The following is a 24,133-nucleotide window of genomic DNA, read 5'->3' on the forward strand; positions in this document are numbered from 1 at the left end:
CCGCGCGGGGTGTCCGGGTGGTGTTCCGGCCGGGACCCCGCGCGGCGGGGTGTTACGAGAGGCCCTTGACGGTCTCGCGGACCTTCGCGTTGATCTCGGCCGGGATCGGGGCGTAGCCCGCGTCCGTCAGGATCTTCTGGCCGTCGTCGGAGGCGGCGTAGGAGAGGAAGGACTTGACGGTGCCGAGGGTCTCGGCCTTGTTGCCGGTGTCGCAGACGACCTCGTACGTCACCAGGACCAGCGGGTAGGCGCCCTCGGCCTTGGTGGTGTAGTCGAGCTCCAGGGCCAGGTCCTTGCCGGTGCCCTTGATCTTGGCGGCGGCGATGGCCTTGGAGGCGTTCTCCGAGGTGGCCTTGGCCGGGGCGGAGCCGCCGGTGTCGATGTCCACGGTGGAGATGCCCTGGGACTTGGCGTAGGAGAGCTCGAAGTAGCCGATCGCGCCGTCGACCTGCTTCACCTGGGCGGCGACGCCGGACGAGTTGGACGCGGCCTGGCCGCCGGGGGCGGGCCACTTCTTCTCGGCCTCGTACTTCCAGTCGTCCGGAGCGGCGGCGCCCAGGTACTTGCCCAGGTTCTGCGTGGTGCCGGAGTCCTCCGAGCGGTGGAATGCCTGGATCGCCTTGTCCGGCAGCTTGACGCCGTCGTTGAGCTTGGCGATCGCCGGGTCGTTCCACTTCTTGATCTTCGTGTCGAAGATCTTGGCGAGGGTCGGCGCGTCCAGCGTGAGGCTGTCGACGCCCTCCAGGTGGTAACCGATCGCGACCGGGCCGCCGACCATCGGGAGGTTGATGCCCTGGCCGGTCTTGCACGCCTTCTTCGACTCGGCGACCTCTTCGGGCTTCAGCGCCGAGTCGGAGCCGGCGAAGCCCACGGTGCCCTGGTTGAAGGCGACGATGCCCTCGCCGGAGGAGGAGGAGTTGTAGTTGATCTCCACTCCGGAACAGGCGGCCATGTAGTTCTTGACCCAGAGGTCCATCGCGTTCTTCTGCGCGCTGGAGCCGGAGGCGCGGAGCTGGCCCTTGGCGTCGCCGCAGTCGACCTTGGACGCCGCGGACGTCTTCTCGCCGCTGCCCCCGGTGCTCCCGCTGCCGGTGTTGTCGTCCGAACCGCACGCCGTGAGGACCAGGGCGCCGGAGACGGCGAGGGCACCGAGCGCGGTGGCACGAAGCCGGTTCTTGCGCTGAAGCTTCACTTTTCGGGTGTTCCTTCCAGGAGCCGCCGTGATCTGTTCGTTCTACGACGGCGTGCGATGAGGTGTGGTGCTGCGGCTTGTCGCCGCGCTCCGTGTACGTCCGAAATTAGGCAGAACAGGTGAAGCCGCCTACGGGAGAGAGTGAACGGCAGGTGAACCGTGTCGGGCAGGCGGGTGTGGGCCGATCGGGTGGCTCTGCCGAGAACGTCGCACGGAGGGGGCCTCCTGCCGAGAACGTCGCACGGAAGGGGCCTCCTGCCGGGGGCGCCGGCTCAGAGGCTGGGCAGTGCGGGGAGCAGGGCGGTCAGCTGCTCGCGGTCGCGGGGCTGGGTGAGGCGGGTGCGGGCCGCCTCGGGGGAGAGCCACAGGACCCGGTCCACCTCGTCGTTGGCGATGAAGGCGCCGCCCGTGGCCTCCGCGGCCCAGTAGGCGACCTCCTTGGGGCGGCCGTCCACGAGATACCGGGCCGTGGGGAGCCGGTGGCCCGGGGCGCAGTGGTGGCCGGTCTCCTCCAGGACTTCCCGTACGGCGGCGGCGAGCGGGTCCTCGCCGCGCTTCAGCTTCCCCTTGGGGAAGCTCCAGTCGTCCCAGCGGGGTCGGTGTACCAGGCACACTTCCACCCCGCCGCCGGCCGGGGCGCGCCGCCACAGGACGCACCCCGCCGCCAGGACGGTCGTGGCCGGGGCCGGTGTGCCGCCGCTCACGGGCTCCCGGCCCGTGGCGTCCCGGCCCGTGGCGTCCCGGCCCGTGGCGTCCCGGCCCGTGGCGTCCCGGCTCACGGGGCCCCGGTTCGGTGGGCCGTCATGGCCGTCGCGTACGGCCAAGTCTCCCGGAACACCGCCCGCGCGGCCTCCACCTCGTGCCGCTGGTCCGCGTGGAGCACCCCGAGGGCGTACGCGGTGGCCGGGGCGATCCTCGGCGTACGGGCCGCCGCTGCCGCCGCCGCGGCCGCCTCCGCCGCGTCCCGGTGCAGGTCCAGGGCGTGCCCGGCCCCCGTCAGGACCGGGTCGGCCGCGCCGGCGACGACCTCGTGGGCGTACCGGTGCAGCCGCAGCAGCAGGCGGGCCTGGTGCCAGAGCGTGTCCTGCGCCTCGTTGTACGGCTCCGTCGTCGCGTCGGGCGGGAGGGCCGCCACCGCGCCGAGCAGCCGTTGTCCGGCGCGTTCGGCGGGCTCCAGGAGCGCTTCGGCCCCCCGGCCCGTGGTGCCGGGTGCGAGCGGGACCTCGGAGGCCAGCAGTGCCACGGCGTCGGCGACCGCGTGGAAGCGGGAGGAGCCGAGGGCCTGGAGCGCGGCGGAGTGGGCCCGGGTCCGGGCGAGGGTGAGCTGCCGTTCCAGCAGGGCCCCGGCCCGCGCGGTCCCGACGCCGAGGGCGGCCCGGCTCTGGGCGTCGGGGGTACCGGTGGCGGCGGACGCGGCGGAACCGGCGGCGGGGGCCTTTCCGGTGGGCCGGGAGCCGCGGGCGGCGGGGAGGGCGGCCCCCGAGAGCTGGTGCAGGGCCTCCAGGAGGCGGGCGAGCCGGGCCGCGTAGGCGTGCTCGCGGCCGAGGGTGCCGGAGAGCCAGGCCAGTTCCGTACGGAGATGGTCGGCCCAGAGCGGGTCCAGCGCGTTGCGGAAGGTGTGGAGCGAGCCGCTGATGCGCCGGGCCGAGCGGCGCAGGGCGTCGGCCGCCGCCCGGGCCCCGTGGTCGCCGGGTTCCGAGGGGGCGCTGCGCTCGCGGTGCAGGCGCAGGCTGCGCAGGAAATCGGCGGCCTGCCCCCGGAGGTAGGGCGCGAGGGCGGATTCCGCGGTGGGATCGCCGGGCCCGCGCCCGCTTGCGGGGCGGAGGTCGCCGGGCCCGCGTCTGTCCTCGGGGCGGGCGTCCCCTCGGCGGGCGTCCCCGGGACTGAGGTCCTCGGGCCCGCGCCCGCCGCCAAGGCGTCTGTCTCCGGAGCGCCCGCCTTCGGGCAGCCTGCCCTCTGGGCTTCCGCCTTCGGGCCCGCGCCCGCCCTCCGGCCCGCGCCCGCCCTCAGGGCTTCCGTCCTCGGGCCCGCGCCCGCCCTCGGGGCGAACACCCTCGGGTCCGCGCCCGCCCTCCGGCCCGCGCCCGCCTTCGGGCAGCCCGCCCTCTGGGCTTCCGCCTTCGGGCCCGCGCCCGCCCTCCGGGCGAACACCCTCGGCACGGACACCCTCGGGGCGGCCGACGTCCTCAGAGCTGAGGACCCCGGAGGGAAGGCCCTCAGAGCTGAGGCCCTCAGAGGAAAGGCCCTCGAAGGAAAGGCCCTCAGAGGAAAGGACCTGCGGGGTCCCGGCCTCCGGGCCCCCGGCCGCGGCGGGGGGCCGTCGCGTCGTCGTCTGGTGGTCAGGGCGTCGCACGCCGGCGCCTCCGGGCGTCAATGAGCATTTCCTGGACGTGCCGCAGCGGCTGTCCCTCCGCGTCCGTGGCGTGCCGGGTCCAGTTGCCGTCGGGGCCCAGGTGCCAGGAAGAGGTGGTGTCGGCCATACCGGTCTCCAGGAGTCGGCTGAGTGCGGCGCGGTGGGCGGGGTCGGTGACCCGGACCAGGGCTTCGATCCGGCGGTCGAGGTTGCGGTGCATCATGTCGGCGCTGCCGAACCACACCTCGGGCTCGCCGCCGTTGCCGAAGGAGAAGAGCCGGGAGTGTTCGAGGAAGCGCCCGAGTATGGAGCGGACCCGGATGTTCTCGGAGAGGCCGGCGACGCCGGGGCGGATCGCGCAGATCCCGCGCACCCAGATGTCGACCGGGACGCCCGCCTGGGCCGCCCGGTAGCAGGCGTCGATGATCGCTTCGTCGACCATCGAGTTGACCTTGATGCGTACGTAGGCGGGGTGCCCGGCGCGGTGGTGGACGATCTCCTTGTTGATGCGGGCGACCAGCCCGTCGCGCAGGGACTTCGGCGCGACCAGGAGCCGGCGGTAGGTCTCGCGGCGCGAGTAGCCGGAGAGCCGGTTGAACAGGTCGGAGAGGTCCGCCCCGACCTGCGGGTCCGCCGTGAGCAGGCCGAGGTCCTCGTACAGCCTGGCCGTCTTGGGGTGGTAGTTGCCGGTGCCGACGTGGGAGTAGCGGCGCAGGGTGTCGCCCTCCTGGCGGACGACGAGCGAGAGCTTGCAGTGGGTCTTCAGCCCGACGAGTCCGTACACGACGTGGCAGCCGGCCTCCTCCAGCTTGCGGGCCCACTTGATGTTGGCCTGCTCGTCGAAGCGGGCCTTGATCTCGACGAGGACGAGGACCTGCTTGCCGGACTCGGCGGCGTCGATGAGGGCGTCCACTATCGGGGAGTCGCCGGAGGTGCGGTACAGCGTCTGCTTGATGGCCAGCACGTCCGGGTCGCCCGCCGCCTGCTCCAGGAACGCCTGGACGGAGGTGGAGAACGAGTCGTACGGGTGGTGGAGCAGCACGTCCCGCTCGCGCAGGGCGGCGAAGATGTCGGGTGCGGAGGCGGACTCCACCTCGGCCAGGTCCCGGTGGGTGCCCGCGATGAACTTGGGGAACTTCAGCTCCGGCCGGTCCAGCGAGGCGATCGCGAACAGACCGGTCAGGTCCAGGGGGCCGGGCAGCGGGTAGACCTCCGCGTCGGACACCTTCAGCTCGCGGACCAGCAGATCGAGGACGTACGGGTCGATGGACTCCTCGACCTCCAGCCGCACCGGCGGGCCGAAACGGCGGCGCATGAGCTCCTTCTCCAGCGCCTGGAGCAGGTTCTCCGCGTCGTCCTCCTCCACCTCCAGGTCCTCGTTCCTGGTGACCCGGAACATGTGGTGCGCCAGCACCTCCATCCCCGGGAACAGCTCCTCCAGGTGCGCCGCGATGACGTCCTCGATGGGCACGTACCGCTGCGGGGACGCCTCCAGGAAGCGGGTCAGCAGCGGCGGGACCTTGACCCGGGCGAAGTGGCGGTGGCCGCTGACCGGGTTGCGGACGACGACGGCGAGGTTGAGGGAGAGCCCGGAGATGTACGGGAAGGGGTGCGCGGGGTCGACGGCCAGCGGGGTCAGCACCGGGAAGACGCGCTGCCGGAAGAAGGTGAACAGGCGGGCCTGCTCCTTCTCGGTCAGTTCCGGCCACCGGATGAGCTGGATGCCCTCGTCGGACAGGGCCGGGCAGATGTCCTGCTGGAAACAGGCCGCGTGCCGGGCCATGAGCTCGCGCGAACGGGTCCAGATCAGGTCGAGGACCTCGCGGGGCTGGAGGCCGGAGGCGGAACGGGTGGCGACGCCGGTGGCGATGCGGCGCTTGAGACCGGCCACCCGGACCATGAAGAACTCGTCGAGGTTCGAGGCGAAGATCGCGAGGAAGTTGGCCCGTTCCAGGATCGGCGTCGCCGGGTCCTCGGCCAGCTCCAGCACGCGTTCGTTGAAGGCGAGCCAGCTGCGCTCGCGGTCCAGGAAACGGCCCTGGGGCAGCTCGTCGCCGTCCCGGTCGGGCTCGTACGCGTCGGCGTCGGCGTCGAGGTCCGGATCCAGGTCGGCGGCGGTGGAGAAGCCGACGTTGCCGGAGGAGGAGTGCGCGACGGCGTGCGGCCGGTGCGCGGCGAGAGCGCCGACGGACGGCTGGGCGGGCTGGACCGGGACCTCGGAGCTGGGCTGCTGGCTCATGGACCTATTGTTCCGCGCGGAGGCCGAAGCAGGCGCGTCGGAGCCGGGAAAGATCGCGGAGGGCCCGGGAAACCCGGGGTCGCGGGGGGTGCCGGGGGCGCTCGGGGGCGCGTCCTTGGCCGTGGCTTCCTCGGGGGCGCGCCCCCGAGGATGGCCGGAGGCGCTCCCTCTGCGGCGGGGGGCTGGCAGAGCTGGCTGCATCCCGTGAGGGTCGCAAGGGCGTCTGAATGGCCGGTAACGGCGACATGACGTACAGGAAGCGGTGTGCCTGCGGGTGGGGCTCGCGGTGACGGCGGGAGCGCGGTTCCGTGTCGGCCCCGGCGCATGGGCGGCCTGACACGTGCGCGCCGCCCGGGGCCCGGCGTAGGGGCCCGTCACGTGCGCGCCGCCCCCGGGCCCGCCCCGCGTCGGCCCGGCATGCGGGCGCCGCCCGGGCCCCGGTGTATCGGCCCGGTACGCGGTCGCCGCCCGGGCCCACCCCACGTAGGGCCCGGACGGCGCAGGGTCTCACCCGCCCCGGACCTCAGCCGTGCCGGCGGCGCAGGATCCGGAAGGCGGCGAACACGGCGAGCGCGGCGAGGGCCAGCAGGATGCCGGTCTCGACGAGCTGGAGGGGCCAGAAGTGCGAGGCGGGGTGGTAGTCCGTGAACCACTCGACGCCGCCCAGTCGCTGCATGCAGTTGTCCGGGACGAACCCGTCGGCGTTGGGCGTGCAGTCCTCCCAGCGCACCTCCTTGCCGGAGGCGGTGAGCATGCCCGCATCCGTCGCCCAGGACTCGTTGCCGGGGTAGTCGCGCCCGAGGGAGCGTTCGGTCGGCCACAGCAGCTGCCGGCGCTCGCCGAAGCCGGTCATGACCAGGCCGAGCACGGCGGCGGTGACGGCCATCGACAGCAGCGTCCGGCGGATCAGCACGGCGCACAGAGCCCCGACCGCCACGCCGAGCAGGGTGTAGGCGGCGGCGACGGGGCCGATGCCCGGGAAGACGGCGGAGCTCAGCCATTCGAGACCGGACGCGTACGAGCTCACGCGGAGCTCGTCGCGGCCCCAGCGGTAGACGAGGGTCAGCACCGAGACCGCCGCGCCGGCCAGGACGGCGGGCACGACGAGCCGGGCGGCCAGCCACCGGGCGGGGGAGACCGACTGGGCCCACGCCATCCGGAACGTACCGCTCTCCAGCTCGCGGGCGATCAGCGGACCCGCCACGAACGCGCCGACGAGGCAGGCCAGCACCAGGAGGCTTCCGCCGCCGAGGGACAGATAGCTCTCGGCCGACGTCCGCGCGAACGTGGGCATGTACGTGTCGTCGTCGCACGGGGTCACGTCCCCGTCCGGGCACTGCTCCCGCCATGACGCGGTCCGGACCCACAGCATCAGCCCGGGCACGACACCGGCGGCGAGGAGCAGGAGGACGCCCGCCGCCCACAGGCTCCGCCGGTGCACGCGCAGCAGCACGCGGACGGACCCGCGCAGGGTGGGCGGGGACGCCTTGGCCGTGTCGGGCTTCGGCGGGGTGGTCAGGGTGGTGGTGCTCATGCCGACGCCACCGCCTCGCGGGTCCCGAGGGCTCCGGCGGCCGCGACCGACGCGGTCGGGGTGAGCAGCGGCGGGGCGTCCGGGGAGCGGAGGTGGGCGAGCAGCAGCTCCTCCAGCGAGGGTTCCGTGACGGCCCAGGCGGACTCGTCCACGGGGCCCTCCTTCCTGACGAGCGCGGTGAGTTGACGTCCCGTCGTACGGGATTCGACGACGGTGTGCGGGGCCAGGTCGTGGCCGGCCTGTCCGCTGACCAGGGCGTGCGCGCAGACGATGTCCTCGGCCTCGCCGCCGAGCCGGACGCGGCCGCCGTCGACGAACAGCAGGAAGTCGCAGGCCCCTTCCAGCTCGGTGAGGATGTGCGAGGACATCACGATGGTGGTGCCGTGGTCGGCGGCGTGCGCCATCAGGGAGCCCATCAGCTCGTGCCGGGCGAGCGGGTCGAGATCGGCCATCGGCTCGTCCAGCAGCATCAGTTCGGGCCGCTTGCCCAGGGCGAGGGCGAGGGCGAGCCGGGTCCGCTGCCCGCCGGAGAGGGTGCTGACGCGGGCCTTGCGCGGCAGGGGTCCGGCGATCCGGTCGGCGGCTTCGCCGTCCCAGCGCCCGGGGTTCAGCTCGCTCCCGGCCCACAGCGTGTCGGCCACGCTGAGCTGCGGGTACAGCGGCTTGTCCTGCGGGACGTAGGCGATGCGGTGGCGTACGTCGGCGGGGCCCTCGGAGCCCAGCACGGCGAGGGACCCCGCGCTCGGCCGGGCCAGCCCCGCCGCCAGGTTCAACAGCGTCGACTTCCCGGCCCCGTTGGGCCCCACGAGGGCGCAGACGCGTCCGGCGGGAAGGCGGAAGGAACAGTCCTCCAGAGCCCGGCGGGCGCCCCCTCCCCGCCCGTAGGTCATGGCGAGGCCGCGTGCCTCGATCGCAGCGCCTGTCATCGGTCCTGGTCCCCCTTGTACGTGCTGTCCAGTACGGCGGTGAAGAGCGCGCTGACGTCGTCCTTCTCCAGCCCGGCCGACCGTGCCCGGCGGGCCCAGTCGGCGAGTTCGGTGCGCAGCGGAGCGTCGGAGGCGGATGCCTCGGCCGCGCCGCCGAGCGTCCTGCGGACGAAGGTGCCGAGCCCGCGCCGGGCCTCGACGAGGCCCTCGCGTTCCAGCTCCCGGTACGCCTTCAGGACGGTGTTCGGGTTGATGGCGGTCGCCTCGACCACCTCGCGAGCGGTGGGCAGCCGGTCGCCCGGCTCCAGAACGCCCAGGCGCAGGGCCTGCTTCGTCTGCTGGACGATCTGGAGGTAGGTGGCGACGCCGCTGCGCCGGTCGATGCGGAATTCGACCGCTGCGGATTCTGCCATGTTCACCACCCTTTCACTAATTGAGTAGTGAAAGGGTGGCCCAAAGAAGGGGCGGCGTCAAGTGACGCCGCCCCTGTATGTGCCCGCTGAGGTCTACATGTGTCTGCGGAGGTCTACCGCGCCCGTGCGGCGCGCAGTTCCTCGTTGATGCGCTGGGCTTCTTCGAGCTGGTCCTCGAGGATGACGATGCGGCAGGCGTCCTCGATCTTCGTGCCCTGGTCCACGAGCTCCCGGGCGCGGGCGGCGATGCGCAGCTGGTAACGGGAATAGCGGCGATGGCCGCCTTCCGAGCGCAGCGGGGTGATCAGGCGGTTCTCACCGAGGGTGCGGAGGAAGGCGGGCGAGGTGCCGAGCATCTCGGCGGCCCGGCCCATGGTGTAGGCGGGATAGTCGTCGTCGTCCAGGTTGTCGGTGGGGCGGGTACCGCGAGGGGGCATAGCACCTCTTCTTTCGGGGACACGTCGGGGGGCCCGAGTGCCGTACGGCACTCGGGCCCCGAGCTTCAACACCATCTGCCGACCGACTGCGTCGGCGTTCTCTTTCCGCCGGTCCGCCCGGAGGGGCGGGTGAGCGGGGATCGCGGATGCGTGACCGGGGACCACCTTCCTATCTGGGGCCTGCGGTACCCGGGCGGTGTGCGCCTCGCCCGGGCGATCCTGATGGCGTCTGCTCCTTACCTCGTTCGGTTTGCTTCACTTCGCTGTTTCGGTACTGCGGTGCGGCCCCTGGGGCCGCCCGGCCCGGCAGCCAGCGAGGGAACCCACCGATTCCGGCTCCGCCGCTCCACTGCCGTTCCGCTCACTGCTCGTACTGCTGGCACTGCTCGTACTGCGCTTACTGCTGGTACTGCTTGCGCGGCAGTTCGTGTCTGCCGTGCCCTCTTGGATCTCTGGCTACGGGGAAAACACTAGACCCGCCACAAGCCAGATGTCTACTCCCGACGCGACAGATTTTCTTCAGAGCGGAGGAGGGGGTCGCCAGGGCCCGCCTCACGACTCCGTGCGGTACATCAGGTCCACCTCATGCGTGGTGAAGCCGATGCGCTCGTACACCGTCACGGCCGCCGTGTTGTCCGCGTCCACGTAGAGCATCGCGGTGGGCAGCCCCTCGGCGGCCAGATGATGCAGGCCGATCGCGGTCAGGGCCTTGCCGAGGCCGCCGCCCTGGGCGTCGGGCAGCACGCCGACGACGTACACTTCGCCGAGCCGCTCCTCGGCGTGCACCTTCGTCCAGTGGAAGCCGACGAGCGCGCCGGCCCGCTCGGCCAGGAAGAAGCCCTTCGGGTCGAACCAGGGCTCCGCCTTGCGGTCGTCCAGGTCCTGCTGGGTCAGCGAACCCTGCTCGGGGTGATGAGCGAAGGCGGCACGGTTCACGGCGAGCCAGGCGGCGTCGTCACGGCCCGGCTCGAAGGTCCGTACGGTGACGCCCTCGGGCAGTACGGGCTCCGCGAGGTCCAGGGGCGACAGGCTCCGCCGGAGCTGGCGCAGCTCGCGGAAGAGGGAGAGGCCGAGGACCTGGGCCAGGTGCCGGGCGGCGGAGCTGCCGCCGTGCGCCCAGACCCGCAGCCGCTTGCCGGTCGCGGCGAGGAGCGCGGAGCCGAGGGCCCGCCCGTGGCCGGTGCCGCGCCGCGCGGGGTGCACGACGAGCTCGGCGGCCGGGGCCTCGACCGGGTCGGTGTCCTCCAACTGCGCGTAACCGGCGAGGGCCCCGTCGACGGTGAGCAGGAAGTGGCGCACACCGACGCGGTGTCCGCCCCTGATGCGGAGCCTGCCCTGCTCGGAGACCGCCTGCCTGCCGTCGAACCGGGCCGCCTCGCCGAGGAGTTCGAGCACGGCGTCGGCCTGCGCCGGGTCCAGTGCGTCGAGGGCCTGAATCTCGCGTCCGGGGGAGGGGAGGGGTACGTCAGTCGTCATGAGGACGAGCGTACGGCGAGCGGGGGCGCGTACGGAGGTGCGGCGGGAGCACGGCGGGGAGCATCGTCCGACCCCGAGAGTTGTCCGACCTCCAGAGTTGTCCGACCCCGAGAGTCGTCCGCCCCCCAGAGTCGTCCGCCCCCGAGAGCCGTCCGCCCCCGAGAATCGTCCGACCCCGACCCCGACCCCGACCCCGAGCCGCGTCCGGCAGACAGCCTCACTCCCTCCCGGTGACCCCTTTTGGCCGGATGGCAACCAGGTCGTAACCCCGAACACCTGTTGCGCTACGCGCGTTGACTCTAGGCTGCGGCACGCAGGATTCCAGAAGTGACACCACTGACGTAACTGACACACAAGGGGACCGATGTCAGCGACTCCGCAGAAGAACCGTGCGTCCCGGCGGGTGCTCGCCGCCGCGGCCGGTCTGGCCACCATGGGCGCGCTCGTCGCCGCGATGCCGGCCGGGGCCCATGACCGGGGCCACGGACACGGTCATGGCCACGGCCACAAGCCCCGTACCGTAGATGTGCAGTTGCTGTCCTTCAACGACCTGCACGGCAACCTGGAGCCCCCGGCCGGTTCCGCCGGCGAAGTCTCCGAGAGGCAGCCGGACGGCACGGTGAAGCCCATCCCCGCCGGGGGTGTCGAGCACCTGGCGACCTCGCTGCGCACGGCGCGCAAGGGCAGCCCGTACTCCGTCACGGCGGCCGCGGGCGACATGGTCGGCGCGAGCCCGCTGCTGTCGGGCCTCTTCCACGACGAGCCGACGATCGAGGCGCTCAACAAGCTGAAGCTGGACGTCTCGGCGGTCGGCAACCACGAGTTCGACGAGGGCGCGGCCGAGCTGACCCGCCTCCAGAAGGGCGGCTGTCACCCGGTCGAGGGCTGTTACGAGAAGGGCAAGAAGTTCAAGGGCGCGGACTTCCCCTACCTGACGGCCAACGTCACCAAGGAGAAGACCGGCAAGTCGCTGCTGAAGCCGTACACCATCTGGAAGAAGAACGGCGTCAAGATCGGCTTCATCGGCGTGACCCTGGAGGGCACGCCGGACATCGTCACCGCCGAGGGCGTCAAGGGCCTCAAGTTCCACGACGAGGTCAAGACGATCAACAAGTACGCCAAGGAGCTCGACCGCAAGGGCGTCAAGTCCATCGTGGCCCTGATCCACGAGGGCGGGGCCCCCGCCTCGACCTCGTACAACTACAACTGCGACAGCCCCGGCGCGGGCGACGGCATCTCGGGCCCGATCGTCGACATCGCCAAGGGCATCACGCCGAAGGTGGACGCCCTCGTCACGGGCCACACCCACCAGGCGTACGTGTGCACCGTCCCGGACCCGGCGGGCAACCCGCGCATGGTCACCTCGGCCTCGTCGTTCGGCAAGCTGTACACGGACACCACGCTCACCTACGACCTGCGCACCAAGGACATCGTCCGTACGTCGGTGAAGTCCGCGAACCACGTCGTCACCCGGGACCCGGAGGGCGGGGCCAAGGACATGCGGGACCTGATCACCCGCTGGAACAAGCTCGCCGCCCCGATCGCGAACGCCCCGCAGGGCTGGATCAGCGCCGACATCAACGGCCGCGGCTCCACGGCCCCCGAGAAGCCCCTCGGCAACGTCATCGCCGACGCCCAGCTCGAAGGGCTCGCCCCGGCCGACAAGGGCGGCGCGGACGTCGCGTTCATGAACCCGGGCGGTATCCGCGGGGACCTGGTGTACAAGGCGTCCGGCAGTGAGGGCGACGGGGTCGTCACGTACGGCGAGGCGTTCACCGTGCAGCCGTTCACCAACATGATGAACGTCGTCGACCTGACCGGCGCCCAGCTGGTCACCGCACTCCAGCAGCAGGTCAGCGGCCCGAACGAGGCCAGCCCGAAGATCCTCCAGGTCTCCAAGGGCCTCACCTACACCCTCGACCTGACGAAGACCGGCGCGGCCCGCGTGGTCACCGACTCCATCAAGCTGAACGGCGCGGCGATCGACCCGGCCAAGACCTACCGCGTCGCGATGAACGAGTTCCTCGCGGGCGGCGGCGACGGCTTCCCGGCCCTCGGCCAGGGCAAGAACAAGCTGGTCGGCGCGTCGGACCTGGACCTGTTCAACGCCTACCTGGCGGCCCACTCCTCCGCCTCCGCCCCGCTGGCCCCGCCCGCGACGGACCGGATCACGGTCATCCGGTAGCTCTCTGCCCGACGTCGGCCGCGACTGACGGCTTCGATTGACGGCCCCGGCTGTCGGCTTCGACTGACGGCCGCGACTGATGGCTTCGGCTGACGGCTTCGGCTGACGAGGGGAGGGGCGGCGGGACCTACGGGTTCCCGCCGCCCCTTCGTGCTGTTCAGGGGGCGCGGAGCAGGTCGCGAAGGCCGGTGATGTGGGTACGGATGTCGGGTGCGTCGGCGGGGGCGGCAGCCGAACTGCCGTGCCCGGTAGCTGAGTCGGCGGGTTTCCGGCAGGACCGGCAGAGGCCGTCCGGGAGCGCTTCCGGACGGCCCGGTACGCCGCAGGCGGTGCATTCGACGAGTACGCGGAGGGCGGGCGCGCCGGGCGCGGGTGCGGCGGGCACGCGGGGCGGGATCTTGTCGGTGAGGCGACGGCGGACGAGGCCCACGGGGGAGCCGACGTGGGCGGGGAGCCCGGCGGTGAGGGCCTGCACCACGTAGTCGCCGTCCACGCCCCGGTCGAGCCACGCGGCGGCGAGCGCTTCGAGGGCGGTGCAGTCGGCGGCGGAGAGGGCGAGCCGGGGATCGGCCCGCCCGAGCCGGGCGAGTGCGAGGTAGGCGGGGGAGGGGGTGTCGGCGGGGGGTTCCGCGGGCGCGGGTGCCGCAGGTTCTGCTTGTGCGGATGCGGATGCGGATGCGGGTGCGGATGCGGGTTCAGGTACGGGCGCGGGGGCCGATTCGGAGGCCGGGTCCGGGTCCGGGGCCGGGTCCAGGTCCGGGCCGGAAGCCGGAACCGGGCTCAAGTCCACACGCGAGTCCGCCTCCTGGGGCGCGCCCACCGCGGCTTCCTTTCCCACGTCCCCTGCCGCTTCCCCTTCCGCATCCGGCACCCAGGGCGGTGGAGGAGCGGCGTCCTGGGAACTCAGCGGGGCGCGGGGGTCCTGGGCGGCCTCGGAGGCGAGATAGGTGTTCCACCACTCGTTGTCGCGGGCGGTGCGGGACCAGAAGGTGCGGAACGACCAGCGGATCTCGTCGCCGTGGCCGATCGGGCACCGTACGCGGCGGAGGTATCCCGCGACCGACAGGGCGGTGAGGGCGGAGCTGACGGCTTGCTGCCCGTAGAGCGGGAGCTGCCTGGCGAGGGACTTCACGCTCATCGCGGCCCCGGTGGGGAGGCGTTCGATGAACCCGGCGATGTAACGCTCGCGGACCGGGAGGAGGGCGAAGTCATCCGCCTGGCGCGGCCGTTGGCCGGGGGCGGGGCGCTTGCCGTAACCGGGTGTGGCCATGGGGTACGGGAGCGAGGATGCGGGCGCGTGCGGGGCGGCACTAAGGTGCTCTGTAACCACGGGATCGGCTTTCTATGGGGTTGATCTTGCGGTGAGACCCCGGCCTGGTGCTTCCAACACCGCGTCGGGGTCGTTTGGTTCCCGAACCGTAAGCATTCGTGACGCCGCGTCGCAAGCTGTCACGATTAGTCATACTTGCTGGCCGTTACGGGTGGGGGAGGTGGGGAGGGTTTTCCCAACCCCCTTCTTTTCCCTACCTGTTAAAGACGCGGCTCGAATCCCGGGTCTCGTGTCCCGAAGCTCGGGTCCCGGGACCCGAGCTTCGGGTCCGGACCCCACCCGCGTACACCCGCACGAGTGAATCGACGACGGGACTTCCGCTCCCGAAGCCCGGGTCTCGGGTCCCGAGCGTCGAGCCCCGGTCCGAAATCTCCCCGCCCCTCCCGCCTTCGCTCCCTGGCACGATGAATCCCATGGACGCCCGAGACGAAGAAAGCTCAGCCACCAAGTCCACGTCCCAGCCCCTGGCGGTCGAGACGCTCGCGGACGAAGCGCTGGACCTGGTCGGGACACGTTTTCCCCAGGCTGTGGGCGCGCTGCTCGGAGGCTCGGCCGCTCAGGGCCGCGCCACGGCGAGCAGTGACCTGGATGTGGCGGTGCTCCTCCCGGACGGAGACACCGGCCGACGTGAACTCCTGCGCCACCACGGCCGGTTGGCGGAGCTGTTCGTGCACACCGTGTCCGACGTGCCTGCGGCGTTCGAGCGGGACCGGTTCCAGAGGCGGGGCACGATCCTGTTCCTCTACGAGAACGGGTTGCCGCTGCTGGACCCGTACGGCCATGTGGTCAGGGCGCGCGAACGCGCCCGGCAAATCCTGGCGGCCGGGCCCCCCGCCCTCACCCCGGCGGAGTGGGAGCGGGGCCGCTACCTGCTGACCTGCTTCATGGACGACCTGGCCGACGCCCCGCCGACCGCACGCTACGAGCAACTGGCCCTGGCGGACGGGGTCCTGCGCGAGGCGGTCCACCTGCTGACCGCCCACCTCAACGCCTGGACGGGCATCGGCAGATGGCTCCCCCGCCGCCTCCTGAACGCGGATCCGGTACGGGGCAGAGCCCTGCTGGCCGGCCACCGAACCGTGGCCGAACACGCCGACCCGGCCCCGCTCGCGACCGCGGCGGCCCAGGTCCTCTCCCTGTGCGGCGGCCCGCTCCGCGAGGGATACCGCCAGACTTGGGGACCCGGCCCCGGTGACGCCGCGCCCCCTCCGCTCAGTCGCCGGAGCCCTCGCTGAGGAGCGGGGCGAGGCCGTCCAGGAGGCGTTGGAGGCCGAACTCGAAGAGGGCGTCGAGGTCGAGGTCGTAACCGGTGGTGGCGAGACGGGAGAGTGCGGGGAACCGGCCGGGGGTCAACACCGTGAGCAGCGCGGGCCCTTGGGCGTCCATCCATTCCTCGCTGTCGAGGCCGCTGTGCGCCTCGGCTTCCTGCTCCGCCTCCAGATTGAAGGCGATTCCACGGGCGTAGTTGAGCAGCATCAGGTGGGCGGTGAAAGCGGATTGAAGGTCGAGTCCGTGTGAGTGCAGGGTGTCGAGCATCCACTCGCTGTAGGCCATGGCCGAGGTGATCGTCTGGGGGCGGGTCACCGACACGGCCGGTCCGAGCCAGGGGTGGCGGCGGAACACGCTCCAGAGCTGCCGGGCCGCCAGCTCGATCGCCGGACGCCAGCCTGCCGGTGGATCGGCGGGCAGGGGATCGTTCGCGATGACCGTGTCCATCATCCGGGTCAGCAGGTCGTCCTTGTCGGCCACGTGCCGGTACAGCGACATGGGAGCCATGCCCAGATCGGCGGCCACCCGCCGCATCGAGACGGCGGCCAGCCCCTCCGCGTCGGCGATCGTGACGGCGGCGGCGACGATCCGCCCGGTCGTGAGCGACGCCTGCGCCGACGCCGTGGGGAGTGAGGCATCGGCTGACGTACCGGATGCCGCACCCGATGACGTACCGGCCGACGCATCGGACGGCGCGGCGGGTGACGCGTCGGACGACGGCCCGCCCGGACGTGATGCGGCTGCCGCTGTGGGGCGTGTGGCGCGCACCGGTCGGCTCGGCCGGGACTCCACCACGGTCCCGACCCCGGGGACGACACGGACCAGGCCCTCCCGGCGGAGCTCGGTGAGCACCTTGGTGGCGGTCGCCATCGCGACGCCCCACTGTTTGGTGATCTCGCGGGTCGAGGGCACGCGATCGCCGGGCGACAGCTCGCCCGCTTCGATGCGCTGCCGCAGTTCGTCGACGATTTGGCTGTAGCGCGGTACCGCCGCCTGCGAGCCGCCCATCGAACATCCTCCGCACTAGGGCACCTGAGAGGCGGTCATCCTAGCGGCCAAGGCCGGACGACCGCCGCGCGCGGGGGCCTTCCCTGTCTGTGTGCACTAGTACGGCACGACTCAAATAGCTGCGCTGACAAGGGAATTAGCGCTTGCGTAGTGCAGTGCGTACGGCGTATTTTCGCGTCATGACGAACAACGAGATACTTGTCAGCGGTGCGGGCATCGCAGGACCCGCCCTTGCGTACTGGCTACGCGCAGGAGGCTTCAAGGTCACCGTCGTGGAACGCGCTCCGGGACCCCGGCCGGGCGGGCAGACCGTGGATCTGCGCGGCGCGGGCCGCACCGTGATCGAGCGGATGGGCCTGATGGACCGGGCGAGGGCGGTGAGCGTGGACCAACGCGGTCTGGCGCTCGTGGACGCCTCGGGCCGGATCACCGCGCGGGTGCCCGCCGACAGCTTCGGCGGCGAGGGGATCGTCTCCGAGATCGAGATCCTGCGGGGCGATCTCGCCCGCCTGCTGTACGACTCCACCCTGACGGGCGGGTCACCTCTTCCGTACGGCTCCCCTCTTCCGTACGACTCCACTCGCCCGTACGACTCCACCCCGCCGGACACGGAGTACCTGTTCGACGACACCGTCACCGGGATCAGCCAGGGGACGGACGCCGACGCGGACGCGGTCACCGTCACCTTCGAGAAGGCCGCGCCCCGCCGGTTCGGGCTGGTCGTCGGCGCGGACGGGCCGCACTCCGTGGTGCGGGCCCTGGCCTTCGGCCCCGAGCGGGAGTTCGTCCACCCGCTCGGCCTGTACACCGCCTGGTTCACCGCCGTCGACGACGACCTGGAACTCGACGGCTGGTACATGATGCACAACGCGCCCGGCGGCCTGGTCGCCTCCGCACGGCCCGGCCGCCTCCCCGGCGAGGTCAAGGTCGGCCTCAGCTTCCGTTCGCCGCCCCTCGCCCTCGACCGCCGAGACGTCGCCGCCCAACAGGACCTCCTGGCCCGGCACTTCGCGAACGCCGGCTGGGAGACGCCGCGCCTGCTGCGGGCGATGCGCACCGCCCCGGACTTCTTCTTCGACTCCATGGGCCAGGTCCGCCTGGACCGCTGGTCTCGCGGCCGCGTGGCGCTGCTGGGCGACGCCGGATACTGCGCGTCCCCGCTGACCGGCCTGGGGACGAGCCTGGCCCTGGCCGGCGCGTACGTCCTGGCCGGCGAGATCACCGCCGCCAGGGGCGACCACCGCATCGCCTTCCGCCGTTACGACGAGATCATGCGCCCCTACGTCAGCCAGGCCCAGCAGCTCCCGCCGGGCGGCGCATCGGGGTTCGCGCCCTCGGGGCGGCTCGGGATCCGTCTGCGGGACCTGTCCATGCGGCAGATGACCCGCTGGCCGATGCGGAGCGTGCTCGCCGCGCAGTTCGCCAAGGCCGGGGACATCGCGCTGCCGGAGTACGGCCCCGCCGAGCGCGTGGGCCCGGCGGGGGGAGGGCGCTGGGGGACAGGGTGACGGGGTGGTGCGGTGCTGCGCGCGCCCTACGGAGCGGTGCTGCGCGCGCCCTACGGATGTGAGGGAGGCGGCAGCACCGCGACCGGGTGGGAGATCAGATGCTGATCGCTGGGCTGTAGTAGGTGTCGGCCGTTATCTGCCATCCGATGGCAGACTTGTCGAACCCGGGGGGGCAGGTGATCGTGCCGGAGAGGTACCCGCCGCGCGCCGAAAGGTTCTTCTTCAGGTCATAGACGCGCTGGCCCTGGCTTCCCTGGCATGTCACGCCGAACCGGCCCTTGACGGCCTTGTTCGTCTTGTTGACGAAGTTCACCCGGACCTTGTTGTTGCCGACCTTCTCGATGCACCGCGAAATCTTCACGCCGGAACAGTGCCATACGCCGGTGGCGGTGGCCGTGCCGACGCCTGCGGCGCGGGGTGCGGCTTCGGCGACGCTGACGGACGTTCCCATCAGTGCTATCGCTGCGACACCCGTGGCCATCATGCGAGCTGTAGTCTTCACGTTTTCCCCGTGCTTTCTCTGCGTGAACAGGACGGCTCTGACGGCTGGTTCCGTGCCTGAGCCGGAACCAGCCTCATCGAACAAGAACCGAGTTAATCACGGCCGTCGGCTCGGCCGCGCTCGCGCTTCCCCGCTGCGGCCGGGCACCCTCCGGGTGGCGCCGGCCAGGCCCGTAGGGCCACGCGGAGAGATTCCGGGGCGACACAGCGCCACCCTTTTGGAGCTCCCCGGGCATTGCCGCTGAATTCAAACAATTCCGGAATGTGGTACTGCCGAAACCAATTCGGGCGTCCCCGTACGCGGCCGCCGCCCCGTCCCCGTACTCTCCACTTCAACGAGGGACGCATGGCATGCAGCACGAAGTGCCGTAAAAGCGGGGGGATTACATGGAATACCGACGTGCGGTGATACCGGCACTGGTCGGAGGGCTGTTGCTCACAGGGCTTCTGTGGTGGGCGGGTGCGAGTACGGAGGCGTTGCGGCTACCGGGAGCGAGCAGTGTGCTCGGCGGGCGGGCCGCCGCCGAGCTCGAACACTGGCTCGTCCCCTGGTCGTACGAGGTACCGGCATCGGTCCGGTACGGCGCGGAGTCGTACGGCGCGGACACGCTGGACGGAAGCGGCCACTATCTGTCCCTGTACACCACGGGGATGCAGATCCGGTTCGCGGCGGTCCTCCTCTTCTTCGTCGCCGGGGCGCTGCTCCTGGTCCGCAGGCTGCCGCCGGTGAACGGCCGGATGCCGGCCGCGCTGCTCGCGGTGTGGGCCTGGGGGCTGGTGGCCGGGAACCTGGCGGTGGCCGTCTCCGCGCCCTGGCTGATCGCCGCAGCCGGGCGCGGCAGTTACCGCTTCCTGCCCCAGCTCGCGAGCGTGATCTCCTCCGGACGGCAGATCCTGGTCCTGGCCGCGCTCGTCGCCGCGGTGGTGACGGTGCTCGCGGCCCGGATCACCGCGAAGGGCGCGGGCCCGTTGCCCCAGGCGGTCGTCCCGGCCGCCGCCGCCCGCTGGGCCGCCACCGCGGGGACGGCCGTGGTCGCCGTGTCGCTGGTGGTCCTGTCGTACCAGCCCGTGGCCGCCGCCATCCAGACATCGCCCTCGGGCACCGGATTCCTCGCCGAACCGGGCGAACTCCTGCGCCAGTGGCTGCTGCTCGGCGCGTGGTCGAGCCCGGCGGGCACGCCGGTGGGCCACTGGTTCCTGTACCGCCTCGTGGACGCGCTGCTGCTCGTGGTGGTGTGGTGGTCGCTGCGGAAACTGCCCGTCCTGCTCACCCGGACCACGATCCCGGCGATGGCGGTCGGCGCGGTCTGCGCGGTCGTACTCGGGCTGCTGGTCAGCCAGTTGGTGCAGGTCGCGATGAACGACGCGGGCATGCGCTGGGGGCTGCTGCACCTGTCCGGCGTCCTCGGCGGCAACGTACCGGCCGCCATGACCTTCGGCCTGCTGGCGGGGATCACGGCCGCCGTGACGCTGCGGGTGGCGGCGGGCCTGGTGGGGACCGGCATCACGGGCTCGGGCATCACGGGCTCCGGCACTGCGGGCCCCGTCGCCGCGAGCTCCGGCTTTACGGGCCCCGTCGCCCCGAGCTCTGGCTTTACGGGCCCCGATGCCACGGGCCCCGATGCCACGGGATCCGGTGTTACGGGGCGCGAGGCGACCGGCTCCGGTGTTACGGGCCCCGATGCCACGGGACCCGACGTCCCGGACACCGGAAAGGGCCCCTCCCGGCCGTAACAGGGCCCTCCGCGCGGGACGGGGTCACCGGTCGTTGACGAGACCCGGCAGGGGAGCGCTGGGCACGATCGTGTGGCCGCGCCCGGCGAAGTGGTCGAGGAACCTGCTGCGGATGTCGGCGGTGCGCACGGCTTCGGTACTCCGGTCGGGTCAGAAGCGGTCAGGGTGGGTCGGTGGGTCGGTGGGTCGGTGGATCAGTGGGGCAGTGGGGCTGAGGCGGTCCCAGGCGGTTAGAGGTGGTCAGAGGGGCCGGGAAGGGTGCCGGGGAGGGGGCCGGGGCCGGTCGCGCGGGCCGAGGCGGTCGCTTGCGTCGGGGGGCGTGCGCCCGGGTGCAGGGCGGCGTACTCCAGCGGCGCGGACGGGTCGATGGAGACGTCCAGCGGGGCCGCCTCCGCGCCGGCCCGCACCAGCAGGTCGCCCACGGCGGCGATCATCGCCCCGTTGTCGGTGCACAGCCCCAGCGGCGGCACCCGCAGGGTGATCCCCGCCGCGCGGCAGCGCTCCTCGGCCAGCGCCCGCACCCGCGAGTTGGCTGCCACCCCGCCCACCACCACCAGCGTCCCGACCTCGTGCGCGCGGCAGGCGGCCACCGCCTTCCGGGTCAGGACGTCGGCCACCGCCTCCTGCAACGAGGCCGCCCCGTCCGCGAGCGGGATCTCCTTGCCCTGGAGGCGGTGCTGCTCGGCCCAGCGGGCGGCGGCCGTCTTCAGCCCGGAGAAGGAGAAGTCGTAGCGGGAGTCCTTCGGCCCGGTCAGCGGCCGGGGGAAGCGCACCGCGTGCGGGTCGCCCTCGCGGGCCGTGCGGTCGATGGCCGGCCCGCCCGGATAGGGCAGCCCGAACACCCGGGCCACCTTGTCGAAGCACTCTCCCGCCGCGTCGTCGACGGTGTCCCCGAGGTGCGCGATCGGATCCCGTACGAGATCCCGCACCAGGAGCAGCGAGGTGTGCCCGCCGGAGACGATCAGCACCATGCACGGATCCGGCAGCGGCCCGTGCTCCAGGGTGTCGGCGGCGACGTGCCCCGCCAGGTGGTGCACCCCGTACAGCGGCACCCCCAGCGAGAAGGCCAGCGTCTTCGCGCCCGCCAGGCCCACCTGGAGCGCCCCCGAGAGGCCGGGGCCCGTGGTCACGGCGACCGCGCCGACGTCCGCCATCCGCAGCCCGGCCCGGTCCAGCGCCTCCCGGACCACGGGCGTGAACGAGTGGAGGTGGGCCCGCGCGGCGATCTCCGGCACCACCCCGCCGAAGCGCGCGTGCTCGTCCATGCTCGACGCCACGGCGTGCCCGAGGAGCCGCCCGTCCCGCACCAGTCCCGCACCGGTCTCGTCGCACGACGACTCGATCCCCAGCACCACCGGAGAGCCCACGGCGACCTCCTCTCGCATGACGAACGCAATTGCAATCTATGTGCAATAAGGTACGCCGCCGCGATCGGGCGGCGCGGGGAGGCGTCAATCCGGAGGCGGTCGGGCGCCCTCGGGTGATAGGCACGCGACATGGACGACGACCTCACGACACCCCGACTGACACTGCACCGGCTCAGCCCCGAGGAGGCCCGCGAGCTGATCGAGTGCGGGCCGCAGCCGGGCGAGCCGGACCAACCGGGCAAACCGGACCAGCCGGGCGGGCCGGACCAGTCGGGCGGCGGGCTCAACGCGGCCCGCTGGGCCCCCGATTACCCGGACGGCGGCGATGTCTCCGCCGCCCGGCGCTATCTCGACAGCCTGGCCCGCGCCGGCGAGCGCCCGCACCCCGGGGTGTACGAGATCCGCACCCGCGAGGACGGGCGGGCGGTCGGCGGGGTGGGCTTCCACGGTCCGGCCGACGACACCGGAAGCGTCACCATCGGCTACGGGCTCGTGCCGTCCGCCCGTGGCCGGGGATACGCCTCCGAAGCCCTGCGCGCGGTCCTGGAGTCCGCCCGCCGCAGCGGCATCGCCCGGGTGAAGGGCGACGCCGACCACGACAACACCGCCTCCCACCACGTCATGACGGCGGCCGGGATGCGGCGCGTGGGCGAGGACGAACGGGTGGGCTACTACGAGAGCACCTGGACGCCCGAGCCCGCCCCGCCGGGACCTGAGGACCGCGCCTGACCCGGAGCGAGGGACCCGCCGAGCCACCAGGCCACCAGGCCGCCGAGCCTCCAGGCCGCCGACCCGCCGAGCCTCCAGGCCGCCAGGCTGCCGAGCCGCCTCCGGAACGTCAGCCCAGCGACTCCTGTGTGGCGACCACGACCCCGTAAAGGTCCCCGATGGTCGCCAGAGCGCCGGAGTGCACCTGCCCGGCGTCGAGATCGGCGCCCAGCACCGGCAGCGACCTGGTCGCGCAGGCGTCGGCCACGACCGTGGGGCGGTTGCCGTGCAGGAACGCGCCCTGCGCGGTGAACGCCACGCACATGTGCGTCATCCAGCCGGCGAGGACGACGTCCTGGCCCTCCGGAACGTGGTCGGCCAGGTCGGTGCCGTAAAAGGCGTTCGGGGCCTGCTTGACCACGACGGGCTCCCCGTCCGCCGGTGCGAGGTCCGGGTGGATGCGGCCGATCTCGGCCCTGATGTCGTACGGAGTCCCCTCGCCGCCGTCGTTGACGACGTGGACGACCTTCGCCCCCTCCCGGCGGGCGCGGGCCAGCAGGCGCGTGGCGGCGTCGAGCGAGGCCCGCCAGCCGTCCAGCTCCATCACGCCCCGGGTGTAGGTGTTCTGGAAGTCGATCAGGATCAGCGTCGAGCGGGAGAGCGCGGCCGGGGCCGGATCGAAGCCGTTGAGCTCGCGCAGGGTGGTTCTGGACATGGGGGTACCGCCTTCTGGCCGTGCTTAGGGAGGAGTTGGGGTGTCGGAGGGGACATCCGGCAGCGCCGGTGAGCTCCGGTCTCGACGCTATGACCCGCCCTGGCATGTCGGCAATGACGACTAACATGCAGATACGGACATGGGCCCACCCCGTCCGGGGCCTCAGGCCCGGAACCAGCAGCCTGAAGGGAGCCCACCATGGCCGACGCCAGCCGACTCGACGTCAACCGACTCGCCGCCAGCCGACCCGACGTCGGCCGACTCGTCGTCATCGTCCTCTTCGACGGCGTCGACCTGCTCGACGTCACCGGACCGCCGGAGGTCTTCTCGCTCGCCCGGCGCGAGACCGACGACGCGGCCGGTTACGCGGTCGTCCTCGCCGCCGGGACCATGGACCCCGTCACCACCGGGGCCGGGGTCCGCATCCTCCCGGACGCCACCTTCCGCGAGGTCGCGAGCAGGAGCATCGACACCCTGATCGTCCCCGGTTCGGTCGAGGTCGACGGCGAGCGCCGGGTCCGTGCCCTCGTCGATCCCGAACTGGTCGGCTGGGTGAAGACCCTCGCCGGACGGGCGCGGCGGGTCACCTCCGTATGCGTGGGGGCCCATCTCCTCGCCGCCGCCGGGCTCCTCGACGGTCGGCGCGCCACCACCCACTGGTCGACCGCGCGGCAACTGGCCGACGAGCACCCGGAGATCGAGGTCGACGCCGACCCGATCTTCGTCCGGGACGGCGATGTGTGGACCGGGGCCGGGATCAGCGCCTGCCTCGATCTGTCGCTCGCCCTGATCGCGGACGACCTCGGGGAGACCGTCGCACTGCGCGTCGCCCGGCAGCTCGTGATGTACCTGAAGCGGCAGGGCGGGCAGAGCCAGTTCAGCGTTCCGCTGGAGCAGGTCGCGGCGACGCGGCGCATCGACGACCTGCGGCACCACATCATGCGCAACCTCGGTGAACCGCTGACTCTCGTGGACCTGGCCGGACACGCCCACGTCAGCGACCGCCACCTCACCCGGATCTTCAAGTCCGAGCTCGGGACGACCCCGCACGCGTACATCGAATCCGTACGGGTCGAGAAGGCCCGCAACGAGCTGGAGTCCTCCGACGCCACCCTCGAACGGATCGCGTCCGTCTGCGGATTCGGTACGACGGACACCCTGGTGCGCGCGTTCCGGCGACGGCTGAACACGACGCCGACGGAGTACCGGCGCAGGTTCAGGTCCGGCTGAGGCTTCCC

20 protein-coding genes are annotated in these 24,133 nt (G+C 72.4%); 6 read left to right on the plus strand and 14 right to left on the minus strand.

From position 1 onward, the window contains the following. Nucleotides 1-52: 52 nt before the first annotated feature. The 9 genes from pstS to mshD all read right to left on the minus strand — a co-directional run bounded on the left by pstS (nucleotide 53) and on the right by mshD (nucleotide 10,570). Nucleotides 53-1,192, minus strand: coding sequence for a phosphate ABC transporter substrate-binding protein PstS (pstS, locus tag ACLJPL_RS32650; RefSeq protein WP_411084566.1), 1,140 nt, complete (start codon nucleotides 1,190-1,192; stop codon nucleotides 53-55). A 272-nt stretch (nucleotides 1,193-1,464) separates the two neighbouring features. Beyond that, a complete protein-coding gene (locus tag ACLJPL_RS32655; protein ID WP_411084600.1) occupies nucleotides 1,465-1,896 on the minus strand; it encodes an NUDIX hydrolase in 432 nt (143 codons plus the stop codon). Between the two features lie 71 nt (nucleotides 1,897-1,967). Beyond that, nucleotides 1,968-3,140, minus strand: a complete 1,173-nt coding sequence (locus tag ACLJPL_RS32660; RefSeq protein WP_411084601.1) for a CHAD domain-containing protein — start codon at nucleotides 3,138-3,140, stop codon at nucleotides 1,968-1,970. A 391-nt stretch (nucleotides 3,141-3,531) separates the two neighbouring features. Next, nucleotides 3,532-5,784, minus strand: coding sequence for an RNA degradosome polyphosphate kinase (locus ACLJPL_RS32665; RefSeq protein WP_411084567.1), 2,253 nt, complete (start codon nucleotides 5,782-5,784; stop codon nucleotides 3,532-3,534). A 523-nt stretch (nucleotides 5,785-6,307) separates the two neighbouring features. Further along, nucleotides 6,308-7,318, minus strand: coding sequence for an ABC transporter permease (locus tag ACLJPL_RS32670; RefSeq protein WP_411084568.1), 1,011 nt, complete (start codon nucleotides 7,316-7,318; stop codon nucleotides 6,308-6,310). Next, entirely contained in the window at nucleotides 7,315-8,244 is a 930-nt protein-coding gene (locus ACLJPL_RS32675) for an ABC transporter ATP-binding protein (RefSeq protein WP_411084569.1), read from the minus strand. The genes ACLJPL_RS32670 and ACLJPL_RS32675 overlap by 4 nt, the downstream gene beginning before the upstream one ends. Continuing rightward, nucleotides 8,241-8,657: a GntR family transcriptional regulator gene (locus ACLJPL_RS32680; protein WP_411084570.1), complete on the minus strand. Its 417-nt coding sequence runs from the start codon at nucleotides 8,655-8,657 to the stop codon at nucleotides 8,241-8,243. Before ACLJPL_RS32680 ends, ACLJPL_RS32675 begins: the two co-directional genes overlap by 4 nt. Nucleotides 8,658-8,770: 113 nt before the next feature. Beyond that, nucleotides 8,771-9,094, minus strand: a complete 324-nt coding sequence (locus tag ACLJPL_RS32685) for a MerR family transcriptional regulator (protein ID WP_411084571.1) — start codon at nucleotides 9,092-9,094, stop codon at nucleotides 8,771-8,773. A 552-nt stretch (nucleotides 9,095-9,646) separates the two neighbouring features. Continuing rightward, nucleotides 9,647-10,570 carry a mycothiol synthase gene (gene mshD, locus ACLJPL_RS32690; protein WP_411084572.1) on the minus strand — a complete coding sequence of 308 codons (924 nt, stop codon included), beginning with the start codon at nucleotides 10,568-10,570 and terminating at the stop codon, nucleotides 9,647-9,649. 364 nt (nucleotides 10,571-10,934) lie between these two features. Between mshD and ACLJPL_RS32695 the strand changes: the two genes are divergently transcribed. Next, nucleotides 10,935-12,755: a bifunctional metallophosphatase/5'-nucleotidase gene (locus ACLJPL_RS32695; protein ID WP_411084573.1), complete on the plus strand. Its 1,821-nt coding sequence runs from the start codon at nucleotides 10,935-10,937 to the stop codon at nucleotides 12,753-12,755. Nucleotides 12,756-12,912: 157 nt separating this feature from the next. Here ACLJPL_RS32695 and ACLJPL_RS32700 read toward each other — a convergent pair whose 3' ends face one another. Further along, entirely contained in the window at nucleotides 12,913-14,085 is a 1,173-nt protein-coding gene (locus ACLJPL_RS32700; RefSeq protein WP_411084574.1) for a MarR family transcriptional regulator, read from the minus strand. A 413-nt stretch (nucleotides 14,086-14,498) separates the two neighbouring features. Here ACLJPL_RS32700 and ACLJPL_RS32705 point away from each other — a divergent pair, with 413 nt between their 5' ends. Further along, a complete protein-coding gene (locus tag ACLJPL_RS32705) occupies nucleotides 14,499-15,320 on the plus strand; it encodes a nucleotidyltransferase domain-containing protein (protein ID WP_411084575.1) in 822 nt (273 codons plus the stop codon). On the opposite strand, the gene ACLJPL_RS32710 is transcribed toward ACLJPL_RS32705, so the two are convergent. Continuing rightward, a complete protein-coding gene (locus ACLJPL_RS32710) occupies nucleotides 15,298-16,362 on the minus strand; it encodes a TetR/AcrR family transcriptional regulator C-terminal domain-containing protein (protein WP_411084576.1) in 1,065 nt (354 codons plus the stop codon). The genes ACLJPL_RS32705 and ACLJPL_RS32710 overlap by 23 nt on opposite strands. A 179-nt stretch (nucleotides 16,363-16,541) precedes the next feature. On the opposite strand from ACLJPL_RS32710, the gene ACLJPL_RS32715 reads away from it, so the two are divergent. Next, on the plus strand, nucleotides 16,542-17,870 hold the full coding sequence (locus ACLJPL_RS32715; protein ID WP_411084577.1) for an FAD-dependent monooxygenase: 1,329 nt from the start codon (nucleotides 16,542-16,544) through the stop codon (nucleotides 17,868-17,870). A gap of 94 nt (nucleotides 17,871-17,964) precedes the next feature. On the opposite strand, the gene ACLJPL_RS32720 is transcribed toward ACLJPL_RS32715, so the two are convergent. After that, on the minus strand, nucleotides 17,965-18,351 hold the full coding sequence (locus tag ACLJPL_RS32720; RefSeq protein ID WP_411084578.1) for a hypothetical protein: 387 nt from the start codon (nucleotides 18,349-18,351) through the stop codon (nucleotides 17,965-17,967). 407 nt (nucleotides 18,352-18,758) lie between these two features. On the opposite strand from ACLJPL_RS32720, the gene ACLJPL_RS32725 reads away from it, so the two are divergent. Next, nucleotides 18,759-20,105 carry a hypothetical protein gene (locus ACLJPL_RS32725; protein ID WP_411084579.1) on the plus strand — a complete coding sequence of 449 codons (1,347 nt, stop codon included), beginning with the start codon at nucleotides 18,759-18,761 and terminating at the stop codon, nucleotides 20,103-20,105. 230 nt (nucleotides 20,106-20,335) lie between these two features. On the opposite strand, the gene tsaD is transcribed toward ACLJPL_RS32725, so the two are convergent. Next, nucleotides 20,336-21,472, minus strand: coding sequence for a tRNA (adenosine(37)-N6)-threonylcarbamoyltransferase complex transferase subunit TsaD (gene tsaD / locus ACLJPL_RS32730; RefSeq protein ID WP_411084580.1), 1,137 nt, complete (start codon nucleotides 21,470-21,472; stop codon nucleotides 20,336-20,338). Between the two features lie 129 nt (nucleotides 21,473-21,601). Here tsaD and ACLJPL_RS32735 point away from each other — a divergent pair, with 129 nt between their 5' ends. After that, on the plus strand, nucleotides 21,602-22,201 hold the full coding sequence (locus ACLJPL_RS32735) for a GNAT family N-acetyltransferase (RefSeq protein WP_411084581.1): 600 nt from the start codon (nucleotides 21,602-21,604) through the stop codon (nucleotides 22,199-22,201). Between the two features lie 109 nt (nucleotides 22,202-22,310). Here the strand turns inward: ACLJPL_RS32735 and ACLJPL_RS32740 are convergent, their stop codons facing one another. Continuing rightward, a complete protein-coding gene (locus tag ACLJPL_RS32740) occupies nucleotides 22,311-22,895 on the minus strand; it encodes a cysteine hydrolase family protein (RefSeq protein WP_411084582.1) in 585 nt (194 codons plus the stop codon). Between the two features lie 198 nt (nucleotides 22,896-23,093). Here ACLJPL_RS32740 and ACLJPL_RS32745 point away from each other — a divergent pair, with 198 nt between their 5' ends. Next, a complete protein-coding gene (locus tag ACLJPL_RS32745) occupies nucleotides 23,094-24,125 on the plus strand; it encodes a GlxA family transcriptional regulator (RefSeq protein WP_411084583.1) in 1,032 nt (343 codons plus the stop codon). Nucleotides 24,126-24,133 lie beyond the last annotated feature (8 nt).

This window comes from Streptomyces sp. cmx-18-6 (genome assembly GCF_046548915.1).
Taxonomy (GTDB): Bacteria; Actinomycetota; Actinomycetes; order Streptomycetales; family Streptomycetaceae; genus Streptomyces.